At 66.4% G+C, this 22,109-nt stretch carries 20 protein-coding genes and 1 tRNA gene; 18 read left to right on the forward strand and 3 right to left on the reverse strand.

The window, feature by feature from the left end; all coding sequences use genetic code 11:
* The first annotated feature begins 11 nt into the window (after positions 1-11).
* From IHE57_RS07765 to proC, 7 genes are all read left to right on the forward strand, one after another.
* Positions 12-848: an enoyl-CoA hydratase/isomerase family protein gene (locus IHE57_RS07765; protein ID WP_209372250.1), complete on the forward strand. Its 837-nt coding sequence runs from the start codon at positions 12-14 to the stop codon at positions 846-848.
* Between the two features lie 155 nt (positions 849-1,003).
* A complete protein-coding gene (locus IHE57_RS07770) occupies positions 1,004-1,981 on the forward strand; it encodes a Ppx/GppA phosphatase family protein (RefSeq protein ID WP_209372252.1) in 978 nt (325 codons plus the stop codon).
* Between the two features lie 143 nt (positions 1,982-2,124).
* Complete coding sequence (locus tag IHE57_RS07775; protein ID WP_209325840.1) at positions 2,125-3,843, forward strand: glycerol-3-phosphate dehydrogenase/oxidase; 1,719 nt, start codon at positions 2,125-2,127, stop codon at positions 3,841-3,843.
* Positions 3,844-3,881: 38 nt separating this feature from the next.
* Complete coding sequence (locus IHE57_RS07780) at positions 3,882-4,604, forward strand: MIP/aquaporin family protein (protein ID WP_209372254.1); 723 nt, start codon at positions 3,882-3,884, stop codon at positions 4,602-4,604.
* Between the two features lie 41 nt (positions 4,605-4,645).
* Positions 4,646-6,178: a glycerol kinase GlpK gene (gene glpK / locus IHE57_RS07785; protein WP_209372256.1), complete on the forward strand. Its 1,533-nt coding sequence runs from the start codon at positions 4,646-4,648 to the stop codon at positions 6,176-6,178.
* Positions 6,179-6,338: 160 nt separating this feature from the next.
* The gene (locus IHE57_RS07790) at positions 6,339-7,337 is read left to right on the forward strand and encodes a sugar phosphate isomerase/epimerase family protein (RefSeq protein WP_209325837.1); all 999 of its coding nucleotides are present in this window, start codon (positions 6,339-6,341) and stop codon (positions 7,335-7,337) included.
* A gap of 64 nt (positions 7,338-7,401) precedes the next feature.
* Positions 7,402-8,238 carry a pyrroline-5-carboxylate reductase gene (proC, locus tag IHE57_RS07795; RefSeq protein ID WP_209372265.1) on the forward strand — a complete coding sequence of 279 codons (837 nt, stop codon included), beginning with the start codon at positions 7,402-7,404 and terminating at the stop codon, positions 8,236-8,238.
* A 29-nt stretch (positions 8,239-8,267) separates the two neighbouring features.
* On the opposite strand, the gene IHE57_RS07800 is transcribed toward proC, so the two are convergent.
* The gene (locus IHE57_RS07800) at positions 8,268-9,149 is read right to left on the reverse strand and encodes a helix-turn-helix transcriptional regulator (protein ID WP_209372267.1); all 882 of its coding nucleotides are present in this window, start codon (positions 9,147-9,149) and stop codon (positions 8,268-8,270) included.
* Positions 9,150-9,255: 106 nt separating this feature from the next.
* Here IHE57_RS07800 and IHE57_RS07805 point away from each other — a divergent pair, with 106 nt between their 5' ends.
* The 3 genes from IHE57_RS07805 (at position 9,256) to IHE57_RS07815 (ending at position 11,609) form a co-directional block, all read left to right on the forward strand.
* Positions 9,256-9,597 (forward strand): DUF485 domain-containing protein, encoded by a 342-nt coding sequence (locus tag IHE57_RS07805; protein ID WP_209325834.1) that lies wholly within the window; start codon positions 9,256-9,258, stop codon positions 9,595-9,597.
* Positions 9,598-9,632: 35 nt separating this feature from the next.
* Positions 9,633-11,246, forward strand: a complete 1,614-nt coding sequence (locus tag IHE57_RS07810) for a monocarboxylic acid transporter (RefSeq protein WP_209325912.1) — start codon at positions 9,633-9,635, stop codon at positions 11,244-11,246.
* A gap of 292 nt (positions 11,247-11,538) precedes the next feature.
* Positions 11,539-11,609 (forward strand) — tRNA-Gly (locus IHE57_RS07815).
* Positions 11,610-11,877: 268 nt separating this feature from the next.
* On the opposite strand, the gene IHE57_RS07820 is transcribed toward IHE57_RS07815, so the two are convergent.
* Positions 11,878-12,540 carry a potassium channel family protein gene (locus tag IHE57_RS07820; protein ID WP_209325833.1) on the reverse strand — a complete coding sequence of 221 codons (663 nt, stop codon included), beginning with the start codon at positions 12,538-12,540 and terminating at the stop codon, positions 11,878-11,880.
* The gene (locus IHE57_RS07825; RefSeq protein ID WP_209372269.1) at positions 12,533-13,951 is read right to left on the reverse strand and encodes a TrkH family potassium uptake protein; all 1,419 of its coding nucleotides are present in this window, start codon (positions 13,949-13,951) and stop codon (positions 12,533-12,535) included. The genes IHE57_RS07820 and IHE57_RS07825 overlap by 8 nt, the downstream gene beginning before the upstream one ends.
* Positions 13,952-14,009: 58 nt before the next feature.
* On the opposite strand from IHE57_RS07825, the gene IHE57_RS07830 reads away from it, so the two are divergent.
* The 8 genes from IHE57_RS07830 to IHE57_RS07865 all read left to right on the forward strand — a co-directional run bounded on the left by IHE57_RS07830 (position 14,010) and on the right by IHE57_RS07865 (position 22,076).
* The gene (locus IHE57_RS07830) at positions 14,010-15,206 is read left to right on the forward strand and encodes an acetoin utilization protein AcuC (protein ID WP_209372271.1); all 1,197 of its coding nucleotides are present in this window, start codon (positions 14,010-14,012) and stop codon (positions 15,204-15,206) included.
* Between the two features lie 152 nt (positions 15,207-15,358).
* Positions 15,359-15,457 carry a 30S ribosomal protein bS22 gene (locus IHE57_RS07835; RefSeq protein WP_209325830.1) on the forward strand — a complete coding sequence of 33 codons (99 nt, stop codon included), beginning with the start codon at positions 15,359-15,361 and terminating at the stop codon, positions 15,455-15,457.
* A gap of 75 nt (positions 15,458-15,532) precedes the next feature.
* Positions 15,533-15,778, forward strand: coding sequence for a glutaredoxin family protein (locus tag IHE57_RS07840; protein ID WP_209372273.1), 246 nt, complete (start codon positions 15,533-15,535; stop codon positions 15,776-15,778).
* A 27-nt stretch (positions 15,779-15,805) separates the two neighbouring features.
* Positions 15,806-16,501 (forward strand): redox-sensing transcriptional repressor Rex, encoded by a 696-nt coding sequence (locus tag IHE57_RS07845; RefSeq protein ID WP_209372274.1) that lies wholly within the window; start codon positions 15,806-15,808, stop codon positions 16,499-16,501.
* Positions 16,498-18,975: a glutamyl-tRNA reductase gene (hemA, locus tag IHE57_RS07850; RefSeq protein ID WP_209372276.1), complete on the forward strand. Its 2,478-nt coding sequence runs from the start codon at positions 16,498-16,500 to the stop codon at positions 18,973-18,975. The genes IHE57_RS07845 and hemA overlap by 4 nt, the downstream gene beginning before the upstream one ends.
* Positions 18,972-20,576 carry a bifunctional uroporphyrinogen-III C-methyltransferase/uroporphyrinogen-III synthase gene (locus IHE57_RS07855; RefSeq protein ID WP_209372277.1) on the forward strand — a complete coding sequence of 535 codons (1,605 nt, stop codon included), beginning with the start codon at positions 18,972-18,974 and terminating at the stop codon, positions 20,574-20,576. The genes hemA and IHE57_RS07855 overlap by 4 nt, the downstream gene beginning before the upstream one ends.
* Position 20,577: 1 nt before the next feature.
* Positions 20,578-21,609, forward strand: coding sequence for a porphobilinogen synthase (hemB, locus tag IHE57_RS07860; protein ID WP_209372278.1), 1,032 nt, complete (start codon positions 20,578-20,580; stop codon positions 21,607-21,609).
* A complete protein-coding gene (locus IHE57_RS07865) occupies positions 21,606-22,076 on the forward strand; it encodes a MarR family winged helix-turn-helix transcriptional regulator (protein ID WP_343071905.1) in 471 nt (156 codons plus the stop codon). Before hemB ends, IHE57_RS07865 begins: the two co-directional genes overlap by 4 nt.
* The last annotated feature ends 33 nt before the right edge of the window (positions 22,077-22,109 follow it).

Genomic DNA, 22,109 nt, shown 5'->3' on the forward strand with positions numbered 1-22,109 from the left:
AGGCACAGCATATGACCGCTGACGGCACCTACCGTCCGGTCGATCTCGAGGGTTTCGACTTCACCGTCGCCGGTGGGGTCGGAACCCTCGTCATTGATCGGACCGAGAAGCGCAATGCGATCTCCCGCCCGATGTGGCGGGCGCTCCCCGGGATCATCGCCTCCGTCGACGCCGACGACTCGATCGGTGCGCTCGTGATCACCGGTGCCGGCGGGCACTTCTCCGCGGGCTCGGACATCGCGGATCTGGATGTTCCGCTGCCCGATTTCTGGGAGCTCAACTCCACCGCCGAGGCAGCCGTGGCGAATTCGCGGACTCCGACGATCGCCGCCATCACAGGCAACTGCGTGGGCGGCGGCACCGAGATCGCGGCCGCCTGCGATATCCGCATCGCCGCCCCCGGATCGATCTTCGGCGTCACCGCCGCCAAACTCGGTCTCGTCTACCCGGCCGGTCCCACGAAGCGGCTGGCGCAGGTCCTCGGCGACGCCTGGGCGAGGTATCTGCTGATCACGGCTTCGATCGTGAAGTTCGAGAAGATGGACGAGCTCGGCTTCTTCCATGAGGTCTCGGACTCTCCCCTGGACACGGCACAGGCGCTGGGGGAGCGGATCGTCGGTCTCTCCCGGCTGAGCCAGATCGGAGCCAAAGCGATCCTCGACGGACGTCCGCCCGGCGAGGGGGCCGCCTCGGCGAGTGCCGACGCATCGGCGGCCGGCGGCTCGGACGTCGCGGCACCGCCGGCCTGGCTCGACGCGGCCTACCGCCGGGAGATCGCCCGCGGTCAGGAGGCGTTCTTCGCCAAACGCCCACCGGAGTTCACCTTCACCAAATCCGCCTGGGGCTGAGCTCCACCGAGCGGACCGCTCGGCGCCGAGAGGACCGGTCACATCTGGTCCCTTCGGCGCCGAGTGGTCCCCTCGGCAGAAGAGGCTCGGCCGTTCTCAGCAGCGGAAGCACCCAAAAGTGCCGATCGGTCCCTTTCCCGCGATAAACTGGCCGAATGCGTCTAGCTGTCCTCGATATCGGCTCCAACAGCGTCCACCTCCTCGTCGTCGACGCTCATGTCGGAGCCCCGCCGCTGCCGGCCACCTCGCACAAGGAGGTGCTCCGTCTCGCCGAGCACCTCAGCGACGACGGAACGATCGATGCCGAAGGCCAGGAACGCCTGCACGACTTCGTCACCGAGGCGGTCGAGATCGCCGAGGACCAGGGAGCCGAGCAGATCCTGGCCTTCGCCACCTCGGCGGTCCGCGACGCACCGAACGGTGTGGCCCTCATCGACTCCATCAACGCCCAGCTCGGGGTGACCCTCAACGTCATGACCGGCAAGGACGAGGCTCGCGTGACCTTCCTCGCCGCCCGCCGCTGGTTCGGCTGGTCCGCCGGCAAGATCCTGCTGCTCGATATCGGCGGCGGTTCGCTCGAGATCGCAGCCGGGCAGGACGAATACCCGCAGGCGGCCGTCTCGGTCCCGCTCGGTGCCGGACGCACCTATTCGGAGTTCCTCACCGATCCGATCCCCACGGCCGACGACGTCCACAACCTGCGCAAGCACGCTCGCGCACAGATCGGCCGCATCGCCGGCAAGATCAACCGCGTCGGCATTCCCGACCAGGTCGTCGGCTCTTCGAAGACCTTCCGGTCACTGGCGCGCATCGCCGGCGCAGCCCCGAGCGGGGACGGGATCTATGCGCCCCGCAAACTCTTCCGCCGCGATCTCGAAGGCATCATCGACACGCTGGCCTCGCGCACCCCTGCGGAACGGGCCGCACTGCCCGGAGTCTCCGAAGCGCGTGCCGGTCAGGTGCTGGCCGGCGCGATCGTCGCCGAGGCGGCCTTCACGATCTTCGACGTCGGAGTCATGAACATCTCGCCCTGGGCGCTGCGCGAAGGCATCATCATGCGCAAACTCGACCTGCTGGATTCGGCCGAGCAGTCCTCGGCCATGCGCATGGAGTCCGTCGCCGCACTCGACTGAGCGCGATTTCATATCGTCGAACACACCGGAATTCAGTTTCGCCTGCTAGTTTTTGAATAACCGCTCAGTCAGAAGCCGAAGCTGTGCTCCGGTGACGACAACGGTGGACTCCTGAATATCTGAAAGAAGGAACAGACCGGACTATGCGAAATGCTGAGCTCTCACCATCGTTCCGTGCTCAGGCCCTCGACACCCTGAAGAGCACCACTGCCGATGATCCCCTCGACGTCTTCGTCGTCGGCGGCGGCGTCACCGGAGCCGGATCGGCTTTCGACGCGGCCACCCGCGGGCTCAAGGTCGGCGTCGTCGACGCCAAGGACTGGGCCTCGGGCACCTCCTCTCGGTCGTCCAAGCTCATGCACGGCGGCCTGCGCTACCTGGAGATGCTCGACTTCAAGCTCGTCGCCGAGGCACTCAAGGAACGCGACCTGCTCCTCCAGCACACCGCGCCTCATCTCGTCGAGCCGGTGGCCTTCGTCTTCCCCTTCGAACATCGACTCATCGACAGGGCCTTCATCGGCTCGGGCGTCCTCCTCTACGACACGATGGCCACCCGGCCCGGCCGCAAACGGGCGGTGCCGATGCACCGTCATCTGAGCAAGAAGGCTCTGAGCTCGCACTTCCCGGGCCTGGCCGACGATGCCGCAGTCGGAGCGCTCGAATACTACGATGCGAAGGTCGACGACGCCCGCTTCGTTATGACCCTCATCCGCTCGGCTGTCGGATACGGCGCCGCCGCAGCCAACCATGTCTCGGTCATCGACTACCTCCACAACGGCACCGAGGTCACCGGAGTGCGCGCCCGCGACGAGGTCACCGGCGAGGAATTCGACATCCACGCCCGCCGCACGATCCTCGCCGGCGGCGTCTGGACCGAGGAGCAGCAGGACCTCGCGAAGTCCGATGCCGGTCTCAAGGTGCTCGCCTCCAAGGGTGTGCACATCACCGTCTCCCAGGACAAGATCAAGGCCGACGCGAACACCGGCATCATCTCGAAGACCGAGAAGTCCGTGCTCTTCGTCATCCCGTGGGACGGCTACTGGGTCATCGGCACCACCGACACTCCGTGGAACGAGGACGTCGACGCTCCCGTGGCGACGTCGAAGGACATCGAATACCTGCTCGAGCACGCGAATGCGATCCTGGCCGAGAAGCTCACCCGCGATGACGTCATCGGCGTCTACTCGGGTCTGCGCCCGCTGCTGCAGCCGGTCGCCAAGGAAGGGCAGGCCTCGACGAAGGTGTCCCGTGAGCACACCGTGATGGAGGTGGAGCCGGCTCTGGCCGCCATCGCCGGCGGCAAATTCACCACCTACCGGGTGATGGCCGAGGACGCCGTCGACTTCGTCCTCGGCGACGATGCGAAGGATCGCCGCTCCCTGACGGAGTCCGTGCCGCTGCTCGGTGCTCAGGGAGTCGGTGCGCTGCGCCGCGGACAGTCCGGCATCGCCGAGAAGTACGGCTGGGACGAAGAGCGCGTCGGCCGCCTCATCCGCCGCTACGGCACCCTCATCGAGGACCTGCTCGACCTCGTCGACGACGATCCCGAGCTCGGGCAGCCGCTGCCCGGTGCCGAACGGTATCTGCGCGTCGAGGCCCATTACGCCGCGATCGCAGAGGGCGTCGTCCACCTCGACGACATCCTCGAACGGCGCATGCGACTGAACTACGAGGTGCGTGACCGGGGCAAGAGCGCCGCCGAGGCAGTCGCTGCGATCGTCGCGCCGCTCCTGGGCTGGGACGCCGAACGGGAAGCGGCAGAGGTCACGGCCTTCAACAACCACGTCGACGCACAGGTCGCGGCCGAGGGCACAGACGACGATGCCTCAGCCGCCGCCCTCGTCGAATCCGCCAATCCCTGAAACCCGCGGACAGAACAGACATGAGGAGTTTGTGAGATATGGGCACTATCTTTCTCTATGAGATCGCCGGTACGGCGATGCTCATGCTGCTCGGCGTCGGCGTCGTCGCCAACGTCGTGCTCGGCAAGACCAAGGGCAACGCGGGCGGCTGGCTGCTGATCTCGTTCGGTTGGGGCCTCGCGGTCTTCGCCGGTGTCTTCGTCGCTTTCAAGACCGGAGCGCACCTCAACCCGGCAGTGACCTTCGGCATCCTCTTCAGCGGGGCCTCCGAATACGCGGAGGGGATTCCGGTCACCTTCGCCAATACAGTCGCCTACCTCGCCGCCGAGATGATCGGTGCGATGATCGGCGCGTTCCTCGCCTGGGCCGCGTACAAGAAGCACTACGACGAGGAGAAGGACGCCGCCAGCATCCTCGGCACATTCTCGACCGGCCCGGAGATCCGCTCCTACGGCTGGAACTTCGTCACCGAGGTCCTCGCGACCTTCGTGCTCGTCTTCGTCATCCTCGTCTTCGGGGGAACACCGGACAGGCTGGGCCCGTTGGCAGTCGCCCTCATCGTCGTCGCCATCGGCGCCTCGCTGGGCGGCCCCACCGGATACGCCATCAACCCCGCCCGTGACCTCGGGCCCCGCATCGTCCACACCCTGCTGCCGATCCCGAACAAGGGCGGCTCCGACTGGGCCTATTCCTGGGTCCCGGTCTTCGGGCCGCTGGTCGGTGCCGTCATTGCGGGTCTGGCCTCCCAAGCCTTCATCTGAGTACGATCACAGCCACAGCGAACTTCGACACAGGAGTCAGAATGAGTCAGGAAAAGTACATCCTCGCCATCGACCAAGGCACCACCTCGTCGCGGGCGATCGTCTTCGACCATGACGGACAGATCGTGTCCTCCGGACAGCTCGAGCACGAGCAGATCTTCCCGCGGGCCGGGTGGGTCGAACACGACCCGATGGAGATCATCAAGAACACCAACGAGGCGATCGGGCAGGCGCTGACGCGGGCGAACATCAACCGCCACCAGCTCGAAGGCGTGGGCATCACGAATCAGCGTGAGACGACCGTGATCTGGAACAAGAAGACCGGCAAGCCCGTCTACAACGCCATCGTGTGGCAGGACACCCGCACGCAGAAGATCTGCGACGAACTCGCCGGCGATGACGGCGCCGACAAGTACAAGGACCGGGTGGGTCTGCCCCTGGCCACGTACTTCGCCGGCCCGAAGGCCAAATGGGTCTTCGACAACGTCGACGGAGTCAAGGAGGCCGCCGAGGCCGGAGACCTCCTCTTCGGCACCATGGACACGTGGGTGATCTGGAACCTCACCGGAGGGGCCAACGGGGGAGTCCACGTCACCGATGTCACGAACGCCTCGCGGACGATGCTGATGAACATCGACACCCTCGACTGGAACGCCGACATCGCCGCGGACATGGGCATCCCCGTCGAGATGCTGCCGGAGATCAAGTCCTGCTCTGAGATCTACGGCTACGGAGCGAAGAACGGGCTGATCATCGACACCCCGATCTGTGGCATCCTCGGTGACCAGCAGGCGGCGACATTCGGTCAGGCCTGCTTCGAGAAGGGCCAGGCGAAGAACACCTACGGCACCGGCAACTTCATGCTCATCAACACCGGCACCGAGCCGGTGGCCAGCAAGAACGGTCTGCTCACCACCGTCGCCTACAAGATCGGCGAGGACGAGGCCGTCTACGCGCTCGAAGGTTCGGTGGCCGTCACCGGTTCGCTCGTGCAGTGGATCCGCGACAACCTCGGCCTCATCAAGGACGCCCCGGAGGTCGAGACCCTCGCCAAGGAGGTCGACGACAACGGCGGGTGCTATATCGTGCCCGCGTTCTCGGGACTCTTCGCACCGCATTGGGAGTCCGACGCCCGCGGGGTGATCGTGGGACTGACCCGGTACGTCAACAAGAACCACATCGCCCGGGCCACTCTCGAATCCGTGGCCTTCCAGTCGCGTGAGGTCCTCGATGCGATGGACCTCGACTCCGGCGTCGAGCTCACCGAGCTCAAGGTCGACGGCGGCATGGTCGCCAACGAGACGCTCATGCAGTTCCAGGCCGATCTCCTCGGCGTGCCCGTCATCCGCCCCGAGGTCATCGAGACCACGGCTCTGGGTGCGGCCTATGCGGCGGGCATCGCCGTGAAGTTCTGGAACGGCGAAGAGGACGTGAGCAGCAACTGGCGTGAGGACAAGCGCTGGGATCCTTCGATGGACGACGAGAAGGTCGACCGTCTCTACCGCCTGTGGAACAAGGCCGTCGAGAAGTCGAAGAAGTGGGTCGACGAGGACACCGAAGAACTCTACGGCTGACACCCGGTGGACGTGACGGGAGTTCTGCCACCTCTGCGAGGTGCCCGAAATCCCGTCGAGTCGTTTCGGAGGAGAACTGAGGCAGACGACGGCCCCGAGCGCGCGCGATCTCACCCGACTCTGAGCGAATGTGGATTCGGGGAGCGCTAAACTGGAAACGATGAGTAAGAAGTCGAAGTCCAAGCGGAAGGTGCTGACCACCAAGAATTCCGCGCGCTCGAATTCGAGACGCCACCGTGACTACTTCGACAGCCACGAGGTCTACGAACACGACGCGCATCACGTTTCCGACAACCGGATCCGCCTCGGTCTGTCCAGCTCCTCCGTCTCACCCATGACCGTCGAGGAGACCTTCGACCAGGCTGCCAAGCACGGCTACGACGGCGTCGAGATCATGGTCACGCACAATGCCGAGACCCGCGATGTCGACCTCATCAACGGGCTCGCGAAGGACACCGGGCTCGAGGTCATCTCCCTGCACGCCCCGACCCTGCTCTTCCTGCCGCGCGTGCTCCACAAGGACCACTGGGAGAAGCTGCGGATCACCGCCAACCTCGCCAAGGAGGTGGGCGCCGACACTGTGGTGCTCCACCCGCCGTTCCGCTGGCAGGGTGAGTACGCACTCGGCTTCGTCGACGGAGTCCGTGCGGTCTCGCAGGAGACCGGTGTGAACTTGGCGGTGGAGAACATGTATCCGTGGCGCGCGGGCCTGCGAGAGATCCTCGTCTACTACCCGGACTGGAATCCGCTGGACGAGGACTACGACAACCTCACTTTCGACTTCTCCCACGCCTCCACGGCCGGAATGAACGCCCTCGAGACGGTGTCCGAGATCTTCGACCGCCTCCGGCACGTCCACCTCACCGACGGTGCGGGATCCCTGAAGGACGAGCACCTCGTGCCCGGAACCGGCACCATGCCCGTGGCCGAGACCCTGCAGCACCTCGCAAAACACAACTGGGCCGGCGATGTCGTCGTCGAGGTAAACACCCGCTTCGTGCGCAAGCAGTCGACCCGGGAGAAGATGCTCGCCGACTCCATCGCGTTCGCCCGCGAGCACCTCGGCCTCGACGAGAACGCCCCGCGTCGCTATGCCCGCAGCCACACCCGCACCTCGGAGCGTCCGTCCTCCAGAGGCGGCGACGGCACTGCGGACTGATCCGAGCGAGCCCGAACCCACCCACCATCGACTTAATGCAGACACGACGAAAGGCTGGCTCGATTTGACCACTATCGCCTCCATCGGAACCGGAAACATGGGAACTGCGCTGATTCAGGGAATCCTCAGCGCCGACGAGGACATCACCGTCCGGGCGACGACGAATTCGGCCGCCTCGGCGAAGCGCCTGAGCAGCGATCTGGCCCGAGCGACGGTCACCTCGGTGGAGGACGATGCCGAAGCCAACCGGAAGGCTGCGAGCGGAGCCGATTTCGTGTTCCTCGGCGTGAAGCCGTGGATGATGGCCGAAACCCTGCGCGAACTCGCACAGGGCCTCGAGCCGACAGCGGTGCTCGTGTCGATGGCCGCCGGGGTCGCGACGGCAGACTTGGCGAAGCTGGCTCCGGAGAACCCGATCGTGCGCATCATGCCGAATACGCCGAGCTCCATCGGCCATGGTGTCATCGCGCTCGCCCCCGATGCCGCGGTGCCTGCCGACAGCGTCGAGACCCTGAAGAAGCTGCTGTCCGGCGCCGGACTCGTCGTCGATCTCGACGAGTCCCAGATCCCTGCCATGACCGGAATCTCCGGCTCCGGAGTCGCCTACTTCTTCCTTCTGGCAGAGGCGATGATCGCGGCCGGTGTCGAGCAGGGGCTGAGCGAGGACTCCGCCCGGCAGATGGTCGTGGCCACCGCAGACGGCGCCGGACGTCTTCTCAGCGAGAAGCCCGATCCGGCCGCCCAGCGCCAGGCCGTGAGCAGCAAAGGCGGGACGACTCTGGCGGGGCTGTCGAAGTTCATCGACGCCGGCATCTTCGACATCGCCGAGGCGGCCGCGCAGGCAGCAGCGGACCGATCCCTGGAGATGGAACGGGAGAACTCCGAAGTCATCAACGGCTGATGCCGCCCGACCTCGCCGGGGCCTCCCGGTCAGGGGAGGACGTTCGACGACCGAGCGATCGACACGGCCTCGTGCCGGGTCCGCGCCGACAGTTTGACCATGGCGGTGTTGAGATAGGACTTCACGGTCGATTCGCGCAGGCCGAGGGTCTCTGCGATGTGCGCATTCGACCAGCCCAACGCCACGTGGGAGAGGATGTCCGTCTCCCTGGGTGACAGCCGCACCGCCGGGACAGGTGACTGGAAGTTCTCCGGATTGTGGCCGGAGAGGATGTCGGCCAGGCGCGCCTCGACCGCGGTGAGCTTCTCCCGTGTCTCATCGTCGAGGATTCCCGAGCGGATGGCCCGCAGCTCGGCGTAGGTGCGGCGCAGCGCCTCCCTGCCCGAGGGGTCCAGATCCGGATAGAGCTGTTCGCGTCCGGTTGTGCGTTGAGGCTCCTGGCGGTAGCCGAGCCGGGCGAGATCGACCGACAGCTGCCGGACTCGTCTGACGAGGTCTCCCGTCTGCGGCGCGGCGGCATCGTAGTCCGAGCGGTGACCGCAGTAGACCATTCCGGTGACCTCTCCGCCGTGCAGAGTGGGGACGGCCACGAGGACCCGAATTCCTTCGCCGAGCACCTCTTCGTCGTAGTGGTGGGTGATGAAGGGGTCGATCTCGTAGTCCCGTGTCAGCTGCGGGGTTCCTTCGGTCATGGCGCGACCGCCGAGCCCCCGACCGGTGCTGACGATGAGGGACGAGAGCAGATCCTGACCGGCGCCTGCGACCGCCTCGACGGCAACGGAATCCTGCTCGACCATGCCTCCGAAGACGACGTCGCCCGTGCCGCTCCGGTGCAGCGAATCGACAGCCTCGACGAACAGTCGGCGGGTCTCGGCCCTGAGAGCCCGCGTTTCCTTGGCGTGCGCGTTCATGTGAACAAGCTACCAACTTTCGGTGGTATTCCCCAGCGCATGCTGAACGTTACCTTTGGGTCATGTGATTCAGGACACTGATGTCCTGCCCATTGAAGGAGAAAGAATGACTGACTCTGTCAACACTGGGGTTGACTTCCTCAAGGAGGAGGAGACCCCTGAATTCAAGGCGCTGAAGCGCAAACGGTTCTCGGTGGTGATACCGCTGTCGATTGCGTTCCTCGTCTGGTATTTCCTCTACGTCATCCTCAGCACCTATGCGCACGACTTCATGTCCACGAAGGTCGTGGGCGAGATCAACATCGGGCTGGTCTTCGGGCTGCTGCAGTTCGTGACGACCTTCGGGATCACGATGTTCTACGTCTCGTTCGCCAATAAGAAGCTCGACCCTCCTGCGGAGGAGATCCGTGAGCGTCTCACGGCCCAGTCGGAAGGACACCTGTCATGAGCGCGTCGGCATTCAACGACATCGTCGCCTCGGGTATGGACCTCCTGGGGGCGGCCACGACCGAAGTCGAGAACAACCCCATCCTCAACATCACGATCTTCGCCGCCTTCGTCGCCGTGACCATGTTCATCGTGCTGCGCGCCAGCCGCAACAACAAGTCGGCTTCCGACTACTATGCGGGCGGGCGGTCCTTCACCGGACCGCAGAACGGCTTCGCCATCTCCGGTGACTATCTCTCGGCGGCCTCGTTCCTCGGCATCTGCGGTGCGATCGCGGTCAACGGCTACGACGGATTCCTCTATTCGATCGGCTTCCTCGTCGCCTGGCTCGTGGCTCTGCTCGTCGTCGCCGAGCTCATGCGCAATACGGGTAAGTTCACGATGGCCGATGTGCTGTCCTTCCGTCTCAAGCAGCGGCCCGTGCGCATGGCCGCGGCCCTGTCGACCCTTGCCGTCTGCTTCTTCTACCTGCTGGCTCAGATGGCCGGCGCCGGTGGCCTCGTGTCCCTGCTCATGGGCATCGACAGCAAGATCGGCCAGTCGCTGGTCATCGCCGTCGTCGGCGCGCTGATGATCATCTACGTCCTCGTCGGCGGGATGAAGGGCACCACCTGGGTGCAGATCGTCAAGGCCATGCTGCTCGTCGCCGGTGCTTTCGCGATGACCGTCTGGGTGCTCGCACTCAACGGCTTCAATCTCTCCTCCCTGCTGGCGTCGGCTGTGGAGAATGCCGCCGAAGGCGTCGGCGAGGGAGTCCTCAACCCCGGGCTGCAATACGGTGAGAACCCGCTCGACTTCATCTCGCTGGCCCTGGCACTGGTTCTGGGCACCGCCGGTCTTCCGCACGTGCTCATGCGCTTCTACACCGTGCCCACGGCGAAGGAGGCCCGACGCTCAGTGGTGTGGGCGATCTGGCTCATCGGCGCCTTCTACCTCTTCACGCTCGTGCTCGGCTACGGTGCGGCCGCACTCGTCGGCGCTGAGGAGATCAAGAACGCCCCCGGTGGTGTGAACTCGGCGGCGCCGCTGCTGGCGCTCCACCTCGGCGGTCCCATCCTCATGGGCTTCATCTCCGCAGTCGCCTTCGCCACGATCCTCGCCGTCGTGGCAGGTCTGGCGATCACTGCTGCGGCCTCGTTCGCCCACGACATCTACGCCAATGTCATCAAGAAGGGCAAGGTCGAGGACTCCGAGGCCGAGGTCAAGATCGCTCGCCGGACCGTCATCGTCATCGGCGCGGTCGCGATCATCGGCGGGATCGGTGTGCAGGGTCAGAACATTGCGTTCCTCGTGGCTCTGGCCTTCGCAGTGGCCGCGAGCGCGAACCTGCCGACGATCGTGTATTCGCTGTTCTGGAAGCGCTTCACCACCCGCGGTGCCGTGTGGTCGATCTACGGCGGTCTGATCTCGGCGATGCTGCTCATCACGTTCTCGCCGGTCGTGTCCGGTTCCGAAACCGCGATGATCCCCGGAGCCGACTTCGCGATCTTCCCCCTGGCGAATCCCGGAATCATCTCGATTCCGCTGGGCTTCATCCTCGGCTGGATCGCTTCGGTCACGGACAAGACTGTCGAGAATCCGGAGCTCGCCGCCGAGATGGACGTCCGCGCCCACACCGGCTTCGGCGCAGAGGAGGCGGTCGAGCACTGAGACTGACGTGGGGCTCCGCTGCTCAGCGGCAGGGCTTCACGACAGACGCACCAGCGATCGGCCGGCAGCTGCCGAACACGATCGGGCGTACGAGGGGGTGGCTCCGGCCACCCCCTCGAGGCGTGTGCAGGTCAGCCTCGACCCGCCTCGGCGCGCACCTGTATGACATGTCGCCGTCTGCCTCGTTCCTCGAACCTGCGCCGAGGATGTACACTGGTTCGAGTCCACCGGTACGGACCGATGCTGACAGGTTTCACCTGCATCGATGTGGTCTTGCCGCCGAAGTGGAATTGCGGGCGTAGCTTAATGGCAAAGCTTCGGCTTCCCAAGCCGATGACGCGGGTTCGATTCCCGTCGCCCGCTCTCTTGTGCCCGAAACCGGGCCGGCTTGTTCAGTCTTTCCCGTGCCTGCTGCGTCGTCGAGACCCGTTTGTGGTCGATGCGCCGAGGCGAAAACGCCGATTTCGCGATTCTCCCTCGGTTGAGTGACCACAAAAAGTGGTTTGCGTGGCCGACGACGCTGCAGGGCCGAGGGGAGTGGGCCGAAGACGCCGCAGCGTCGAGGGGCTGCGGAGCTGCGGACGGTCGGCGAATCACGCCGGCCCCAGGCTGACCCTGAGGCTCAGGGTCCTCAGGGACGACCGGCGAAGCGTCCCAGCAGCTCTACGTGCCCGGCGACGATGAGCAGGTCCTGTTTGCCCACCCGGGTCGTCGGATCCGCGTAGGTGAAATCGCGTCCGGGGCTCTTGATGCCCACGATCGTCACACCGTACTTGTCGCGCACACCGGATTCGCTGAGTGTGAAGCCCTGGATCTCGCGCGGCGGACGCATCTTCACCACGGCGAAGTGTCCCTCGTCGAACTCGATGTACTCCATCATCCGGGAGCTGACGAGGTGGGCCACACGCCGTCCCGCATCCGATTCGGGGTAGAGGACGTGGTGGGCGCCGATGCGGTGGAGGATCTTGCCGTGGGAGGGTGAGATCGCCTTCGCCCACACCTGACCCACACCGAGGTCGACGAGGTTGGCCGTGGTGAGCACGCTGTCCTCGATCGAGGTGCCGATGCCGACCACTGCGGTCGAGAAGTCGCCGGCGCCGACCTGCCGCAGCGCGTCGATGTTCGTGGAATCGGCTTCGACGACGTGGGTGAGCTTGCCGCTCCAGTCCTTGACGAGTTCGGGATTGTGCTCGATGGCCATCACCTCGCGCCCCAGTCGGGCCAGGGTGGCCGCCGTCGAGGATCCGAAGCGTCCCAGTCCGATGACCAGGATGGAGGTGTGTTCGTTAGCCAACGACCGGCCTTTCCTCGGGGTAGCGGTACAGACGCGCGGAGTCCTGCATGGACAGGGCGGCCGCAAGGGTAATCGTACCGAGTCGGCCGATGAGCATGATCACCGAGAGCACATAGAGACCCGAATTCGGCGATGTCGTCGACACCCCGGAGCTCAGGCCGACTGTGCCGAAGGCCGAGATCACCTCGAACAGCACCCGGTCGAGCGGTTCGGCGCTGATCTGAAGCATCGCCAGCGTGCCGATGAAGACGATGGAGGCACCCGTGAGCAGGATCGAGATCGAGAGTTTGATCGTCGAGGAGGTCAGGCGGCGACCGAATACGTGCACGTCCTGCAGACCCCTGGCCTCGGCGAAGGCGGCCAGCACGAGCACGGCCACGGTCGTGACCTTGATGCCGCCGGCGGTCGAGGAGGATCCGCCGCCGATGAACATCATGAGGTCCATGAGCAGGTGCGAGGCCTGGCTCATGTCCGCGATCTCCATCGTCGAGAACCCGCCCGAGCGAGGCATGACGGCCATGAACAGCACCTCGACGAAGGTGTGGCCGGCGTTCTTGTCGCCGAGCGTCGCCGGATTCGCCGACTCGAAGAGCGCCAAGAGCAGCAGGCCGATGGCCAGCACCGTTGTGGTCGTGGTCAGGGTCAGCTTTGTGTGCAGATCCCACCGCTTCGGCCGGTTCCAGTACATCGCGACCATGAGCACGACCGGGAAGCCGAGGGACCCGACGAACACCCCGATCATGAGCAGGGACAGGATCCACGGATCCGAAGCGAAGTAGGCGCCGCCTCCCGGGTGGATGGTGAAGCCGGCGTTGTTGAACGCCGAGATCGAATAGAACACCGAGTACCAGGTGGCATCGCCGATGGACTCCCCGCGCATGAGGAAGCGCGGGAACATGAGCACCGCGAGGATCGCCTCCGCGGTGACGATGGTGATGACCACCGTCTTGAGCAGGGAGCCGACCTGGCCGAGATTGAGCGCCGAGGTGGCCTGCTGGGCGATGAGCCGCTGGCGCACGCCCAGCCTGCGCGAGACCGCCATGCCCAGCACCGAGGCGAGCGTGAGGATGCCGAGTCCGCCGACCTGGATGCCGGCGGTGATGACCGAGATCCCGAAGTCCGACCAGTACTCTTCCGTGACCACCGGGCTGAGCCCGGTCACGCAGACGGCCGAGACCGCCACGAAGACGGAGTTCGCGATGTGAGTGGCCTGATCCACCGAACCCGGGTGGCGCATGCTCGTCGGCAGCATCAGCAGGATCGCGAAGAGCGCGACGACGGCGACGAAGGAGCCGATCGCCAACCGGGCCGGCGAGGCGACGGCGAGGTCGTCGACGAAGTCTCGAACCCACCGTCCGGGCCGCAGCAGCCGGTCGTAGCGCGGTGCGGAATTCTTGGACACAAGCACCATGGTAGATCCCGGCCCCCGGAATCGGTGCAAGTGAGCTGTGCCATATAGCATGGTGCGCATGGCCGAAAATGATGTGTATGTCGTTTGGGACGACGCAGTGACCGGTTACAACTTCGGTCCCAGCCACCCCATGCACCCCCTCAGGCTCGACCTGACAGCGAAGCTCGCGATGGACTTCGATCTTTTCGACGCCGACGACGTGCACGTCCATCCGGTCGGCGAGATCGACGAGGCCAAGCTCGCCCGTCTCCACGATCGTGACTTCATCGCCGCAGTGAAGCAGGCTGGGACCCCGGAGGGTCTCAGCGACGAGGATGCGAACCGCTACGGCATCGGCACCGAGGATGTGCCGGGGTTCGAGAACATGCACACCGCCTCGGCTCTGCTGTTCCAAGGCAGCGTCGACGCCGCCGGAGCGATCATCTCCGGTGAGTACGAGCGCGCGGTGAACTTCTCCGGCGGAATGCACCATGCGATGCCGGACAGGGCCAGCGGCTTCTGCGTCTACAACGACGCCGCCGGGGCGATCACCGAGTTCCTCGACGCCGGCTACGAACGCGTCGTCTACCTCGACCTCGACGCCCATCACGGCGACGGGGTCGAGAAGTTCTTCTGGGACGATCCGCGGGTGCTGACGATCTCGATCCACGAATCGGGGAAGTTCCTCTTCCCCGGCACCGGGTACCCGGCCGACATCGGGGGACTGAAGGCGGCCGCCTCGGCGGTGAACATCGCCTTGCCCCCGCGCACCGGCGATGCGGACTGGCTGCGTGCCTTCGACGCCACCGTCCCGCAGGTCGTCGCCGCCTTCGAGCCCCAGGTCATCGTCTCCCAGCACGGCTGCGACGGTCACCGCTCCGACCCGCTGACGCATATGCGTCTGAGCGTGGACGCCATGCGGATCGCGGCGGAAAGGGTCCGACGGCTCGCCGTCGACCATGCGGAGGGGAGATGGCTGTCTGTCGGGGGAGGCGGCTATGCGATCATCGACGTCGTCCCGCGCGTTTGGACGAACCTGCTGGCCATCGCCGCGGACCGCGACATCGATCCGGCCGCCCGGATCCCCGGCCGCTGGGCGGACTACGCCCAGACGAAGACCGGCCGAGAGGCGCCCTTGTCGATGACCGACGGATTCGACGGCGCCTTCGAACCCTGGTCGAAGGGGTTCGATCCCGAATCCGAACTCGATCGGGCCGTGATGGGCACCCGGAAGAACGTGTTTCCGTTCTTCGCGCTCGACCCGTACTTCGACTGAAGCCCCGAGGCCGCGCGGAAGATCGGCCCACCGGCTGTGGAACTGGACACAGTTTTGGGAAAGCAGGCGGCCAAGCGATAGAATTGCACGGTTAGTTCAATGGGTGGGCACCCGCTGTTCACCCTCCACCGACAAGCACAAGGGGTACCCGCGTGGGCTCAGTCATCAAGAAGCGCCGCAAGCGTATGTCGAAGAAGAAGCACCGCAAGCAGCTTCGCCGGACACGTCACCAGCGTCGCAACAAGAAGTAAGGCCGAGACGACGGTCCTGCGCCCCCGCTCGAGTGCTTCTCGGCGGGGTTTGTTGCACCCGATGAGGAGCGACCCATGGTTGAGCTGACCTTCCTCACGCGCGTCGACTGCCATCTCTGCGCCCTCGCGCGCGAGACCGTCGCCGAGGTGGCGGCCGGCCGGGACGTGAGAGTGACCGAGGTCGACATCGACACCGACGACGACCTGGCCGCGCAGTACGGCTGGGACGTTCCGGTGGTGCTCCTCGACGGCCGGCAGCACAGTTTTCATCGCGTCGACAAGGATCGGCTGTCCAGAGCCCTGGCGGGACTGGGCGCATGAGATCGAATGAAGGAGTGAGACGGATTCGTGGGCGAGATTCTGTCCGCCAACAGGATTGAGGGTGTCGTTCGCAAGGACGTACCCGAACGCGTGATCTCCCGACTCCCGATCTACCTTCAGACAGTCGAGACCATCGCCGCAACAGGCAAGGAGACCGTCTCTTCGGAGGACCTCGCCGCGCGCAGCGGAGTGTCCCCGTCGATTCTGCGCAAGGACCTGTCCCAGCTGGGGCGCTCAGGCACCCGCGGGGTCGGCTATTCGTGTCCGGAGCTGGCCTCCACGCTGCGCACATTCCTCGGCCTCGACCGTGACCGACGAGTCGCCATCATCGGTGCGGGACGCCTCGGCTCGGCCCTGGCCGACTACGCCGGGTTCCGACGTCGGGGACTGCGGCTGACGGCCATCTTCGACATCGATGAGGAGAAGATCGGCACCGCGATCGGCACGCTGACCGTCTCCGACCTCGACGATCTGCCCGACTGGTCCGAAGACCTCGACCTGGTCGTCATGGCCGTCCCCGCAGCCGCGGCACCCGCGGCGGCCCTCGCGGCCGTCGAAGCGGGTGTGCGCGGCATTCTCAACTTCTCACCTACCGTGCTCGACGCCCCGGACACCGTCCGTGTCCACCAAGTCGACCTGGCCAGTGAGCTGCAAGTACTCGCATACTATTCGGCGCTGGACACGGCACCGCTCAACCCTGGTTTTGAGGAGCACAGGAATTGACTCTCTTGGTTCTCGGCATTTCACATCAGTCGGCTCCGATCGACATGCTCGACAAGCTGGCTTTCGGTGCAGGCGAGGTCGGCTCCCTGCGCAAGGACGCACTGACCGGTGAGAACATCGAAGGACTGGCCGTGCTCTCGACGTGCAACCGTCTCGAGCTCATTGCCGATGTCACTGCCTTCCACGGCGGACTGGCCGACCTCGGCAATGCCCTCGTGTCCTCGATCGACAAGGAATGGTCGGACATCGCCGGGCACTTCTACGCCCACTACGACACCCAGGCCATGGAGCACCTGCTCAAAGTCGCCTGCGGGCTCGATTCGATGGCCATCGGCGAGGCTCAGATCCTCGGCCAGCTGCGTTCGTCCTTCACCGAATCGCAGACGGACAGGGCCCTGACCTCGGAACTCTCCCAAGCCCTCCAGCAGGCGCTGCGAGTGGGCAAGCGTGCGCACTCGGAGACCGACCTCGGGGAGGTCGCGCGGTCGCTGTTCGGTGCCGCACTCGAGGCCTCGGCCGCGCACATCGGTTCCCTGCGGGCCGCAAACGCCCTGGTCATCGGGGCCGGAGCCATGTCCGGTCTCGTCGTCTCCGGCCTGCACAAGGAAGGGGTGGGCCGCATCACGGTGCTCAACCGCACACTCGAGAAGGCAGAGCGCCTCGTCGCCGAGGTGGGCGGACGGGCGCGCGAGCTGACCCCGCGGGTGATGGCCGAGGAGATCGCCGACGCCGACCTCATCGTCTCCAGCACGGGAGCCCGTGGCGTGGTCGTGACCCGCGACGACATCGTCGCCGGTCTGTCCCAGAATCCCAAGGGCGCGGCCAACAAGGCCTTCATCGACCTCGCCCTGCCGCACGACATCGACCCCAGCGTGCGCGAGTTCGAACACGTCGCGCTCTTCGGCCTGGGCGAGATCCGCGAGCTGCTCAAGAGCTCCGACAGGGAACGCGATGCGAAGGTCGTGAGCACCGTCGAGGACGTGCGGGGGATCATCGCCTCCGAGCTGGAGAACATCGCCACCGGCAACAAGGAGCGCTCGGTCGCCCCGACCGTGACCGCGCTGCGTTCCCACGCCAAGGACGTGCTCGCCGCCGAGACCGAACGCCTGGAGAAGAAGATCGGTGCGGCCGTCGACGACAAGGCCTTCGGCGAGATCCGCAAGTCCCTGCACCGAGTGGCCGAGAAACTCATCCACACACCGACCGTGAAGGTCAAGGAGCTGGCCGTGACCGAATCCGAGGTCGACTACGCCCAGGCGCTCATGCAGCTGTTCGACCTGCCCGTGAACAAGGTCGCCCATGCGATGACCCCGCCGGAGACGAAGGTCGCGACGGCCGCCAGCGCCCACCACGTCGAGGCCGACGGAATCCGCCCGGTGGCCGACCACACCCTCGACATCGTCGAACCCGAACACTACAGCGGACGCACCGTGCGCCTCGGCACCCGCCGGTCCCAGCTGGCTCGGTCCCAGTCCACGGCGATCGCCCACCAGATCGCGGCCCTGACCGGGTGGCGAGTTGAGATCGTCGAGGTCGTGACCGAGGGCGATGTCAACATGTCCCCGCTGGCGGGCTTCGGCGGCACCGGAGTCTTCGTCTCCGCGGTCCGGCAGGCCCTGCACCAGGGCAAGATCGATCTCGCCGTCCACTCGCTCAAGGACCTGCCCACCACCCCCGAGGCGGGCATCCAGATGGCGGCGATCCCGCCCCGCGTCGACCCCGCCGATGTGCTCATCGGCCGTGACGGCCTGAGCCTGTCCGAGCTGCCCGCCGGCTCGGCCATCGGCACCGGCTCGCCCCGGCGCGCCGTGCAGCTGCGGGCCGCCCGCCCTGATATCGAGGTCCGGGGAGTGCGCGGAAACGTCGATACCCGCATCGCCCACGTCCGTGACGGACGACTCGACGCCGTCGTGCTCGCCGCAGCCGGGGTGCGCAGGATCGGCCGACTGGCCGAGGCCACCGATTCCCTCGGCTTCGACGTCATGCTCCCGGCCCCCGGCCAAGGGGCACTGGCCGTTGAGACGCGCAGCGCCGACAGCGCCTATGCGCAGTCCGAGGACATCCTCAACGCCGACGCCGAGGTGCGTGCCGCTCTGCGCCGCATCCACGACCGGACCACGGATCTGGCCGTGACCTGTGAGCGTGCGATCCTCTCCCGCGCCGAGGCCGGATGCTCGGCGCCCATCGGCGCCCTGGCGAAGATCGAGGGGAACCGGTTCATCGTCGACGCCGTGATGGCCGACGACGACGGCACGCTCGCCCGTACCCAGCAGAGCACGGAGCTGCCCGTCGTGCCCGACGTCGACTGGACCACCGCGACGGAGCAGGAGCTGACGGTCACCGGCAAGGAACTGGCCCGCGTCGCCGACGAACTCGGCACCGCTGCCGCTGAGGATCTGCTCGGCCGGCTCGGCATCGACCCTGCCGAAAGCGCCGATCACCTCACCCCCGTCAGGGCTCAGGAGCAGGGATGAACAGCACACCGTCCACGGGCCAGGTCCAACCGCGCCGACTGCTGCCGGCCGCGCCGCGAGTCGTCTTCATCGGCAGCGGTCCGGGCGAATCGGGACTGATGACGATGCGCGGAGCGGAGATCCTCGCGACGGCGGAGACCGTCGTCTACGACGCCGGTGTCCATTCGGAGATCGTCACCGCCTATGTTCCGCAGACGGCGCGGCTCATCGATGCCGCCGACCTCGGTGTCGCCGCCTCGACCCGCGGGCGTCGGCTGGCCGAACTCGCCCGGCCCGACAACACCGTGGTGCGCCTGAGCTCCGACGACGGTCTGATCTTCACGAACACGACGGCCGAGGCCGCCGTGTGCCGCAAAGCCGACGTCGAGGTCGAGATCGTGCCCGGCGTCGGCCTGTCCGCCTCGACCGCGGCCTACACCGGCACCGCACTGACGACGAACCGGGTCCGCTCCGTGCGCTTCATCGAGGCCGGGCCCCAGACGCACGTCGACGTCTCCCGCCACCGCAACACCAGCCATGTGCTCACCGGCACCGCCGCCGCTCACGAGCAGGCCATCAGCGCTCTGCTCGCCGACGGCTGGGACGAAGACACGAAGGTGCTGCTCGGGTGGGGGATCTCCACGATCGAGCAGACGAGCGTGGAGACGACATTGAAGCAGGCCCTTTCCATGGCGCAGACAGGATCGGATCGTATGGTGGTCATCATGGGACAGGGAGTGGAATCCAGGGGCGAACTCAGCTGGTTCGAATCCAAACCGCTCTTCGGCTGGCAGGTGCTGATCCCGCGGACGAAGGAGCAGGGGACCTCCACCGCCGAGGCGCTGGCCGAGCTCGGCGCTGTCGGCACCGTCGTTCCCACCATCGCCGTGCAGCCCCCGCGCACTCCGACCCAGATGGAGAAGGCCATCCGCGGACTCGTCGACGGGTCCTACGAATGGGTGGGCTTCACCTCGGTCAACGCCGTGCGCGCGGTGCGCATGTGGTTCGAGGACTTCGGGCTCGACTCCCGGTCGATGGCCGGTGTCAAGGTCGCGGCCGTGGGCGGTCGCACCGCGGCCGCGCTCGTCGACTGGGGCATCACTCCCGACCTCGTCCCCGACGGTGAGCACTCGGCCAGGGGCCTGGCCGCCGCCTGGCCGGACTACGTCGACGACATCGATCCGATGAACACCGTGCTCCTGCCGCGTGCGGACATCGCCACGGAGGTGCTCGTGGCCGGGCTGCTCGAGAAGGGCTGGGACCCCGACGACGTCACCGCCTACCGGACCGTGCGGGCGTCGCCGCCGCCGGCGCCGATCCGCGAGTCGATCAAGGCCGGCGACTTCGACGCCTTCCTCTTCACCTCCTCGTCGACGGTGCGCAACCTCGTCGGCATCGCCGGCAAACCCGCCCCCACCTCGGTGATCTGCTGCATCGGCCCGGCGACCGCGAACACGGCCGCCGAGCACGGACTGCGCGTGGATGTGCTCGCCGAGGAAGCCAACCTCACCTCGCTCATCGACGGACTCGTCGAATTCGCACTCACCAAGCGGGCCGAAGACGTGGACGCCGGGATCTCCCCGCAGCGTCCGAGCCAGAAGCGCCGCAGAAGGAAGGCCTGACATGTCATTGGTACCCGGATCCGTTCGCCCTCGCCGCCTGCGTTCGACGAAGGCGCTGCGTCGCCTCGTGTCCGAGGTGCGGCTGCATCCGTCCGAGCTGATCCTGCCGATGTTCGTCAAGGAGGGACTGAGCGAACCGGTGCCCTTGGAGGCGATGCCCGGTGTCGTCCAGCACACGCTCGACTCGCTGCTGGCCGCCGCGCAGGAAGCCGTCGCGGCCGGAGTCGGCGGCGTCATGCTCTTCGGCATCCCCGAACACAAGGACGAGATCGGCTCCCAGGCCGACGACCCCGACGGCATCCTCAACCGGGCACTGGCGCTGCTGAGCGAACATCTCGGCGAGGAGACGGTCGTCATGGCCGATCTGTGCCTCGACGAATTCACCTCCCACGGCCACTGCGGAGTCCTCGACTCGGCCGGAGGAGTCGACAACGACGCCACACTCGACCGCTACGCCTCGATGGCGCTGGCACAGGCCCGCGCCGGAGCCCAGGTCCTCGGGCTCTCGGGCATGATGGACGGCCAGGTCGCCTACTGCCGCGAGGCACTCGACGCCGCCGGGTTCACCGACACCGTCATCATGGGCTACACCGCGAAATACGCTTCGGCCTTCTACGGCCCGTTCCGCGAGGCCGTGGACTCCGAGCTCCAGGGCGACCGCAAGACCTACCAGCAGGATCCCGCCAACGGCCGCGAGGCCCTGCGCGAACTCGGCCTCGACCTCGCCGAGGGTGCCGACATCGTCATGGTCAAACCCGGACTGCCCTACCTCGACGTCCTCGCCGAGGTGGCCCGCGAATCCATCGTGCCCGTGTGGACCTACCAGGTGTCGGGCGAGTACGCGATGATCGAATTCGCGGCCGCCGCCGGAGCGATCGACCGCGAACGGGCCATCGAGGAGTCCCTCATCGCCTTCAAACGAGCCGGCACCGACGCGATCCTCACCTACTGGGCCACCGAGGTGGCTCAGAGGCTCCAGGCAGAAGCCGCAGACCATCGCACCGGTGCCTCCGCAGCAGCCGGGGGCCGATGATGGGCGAGCCCCGCTGGCTGTCCGCTGCGGATCAGAAGGCGTGGCGAAGCTACCTCAACGGCTCCCAGCTGCTGACGGCGCAGCTGGACAAGGAGCTGCGCGAGAGCCACGGCATCGGGCTGCCCGAGTACGAGATCCTCGTCCGCCTCTCCGAGCATGAGGACCGGACCATGCGGATGGCGCTGCTGGCCGCGGACACGACCATGTCGCGTTCGCGTCTGACCCACAGCGTGGCCCGGATGGAGAAGCGAGGACTGCTCGAGCGCTCGGCCATCGCGGAGGACGGACGCGGAGTCAACTGCGTGATGACCGCCGCCGGCTGGGAGCTGCTGCGCAACGCCGCCCCCGACCATGTGGTCGGCGTCCGCGACCACCTCGTCGACCTGCTCGACCCCGAGGAGATGGCGACCCTGGGACGCATCTTCACGAAGGTGAACGACCATATGCGCGACCTCGACGGCGCCTGAGGCGCCCCGCCACGTTTTCGACCACGATCCCGC

The sequence above is a fragment of the Brevibacterium renqingii genome (genome assembly GCF_017808105.1).
GTDB classification, from domain to species: Bacteria; Actinomycetota; Actinomycetes; order Actinomycetales; family Brevibacteriaceae; genus Brevibacterium; species Brevibacterium renqingii.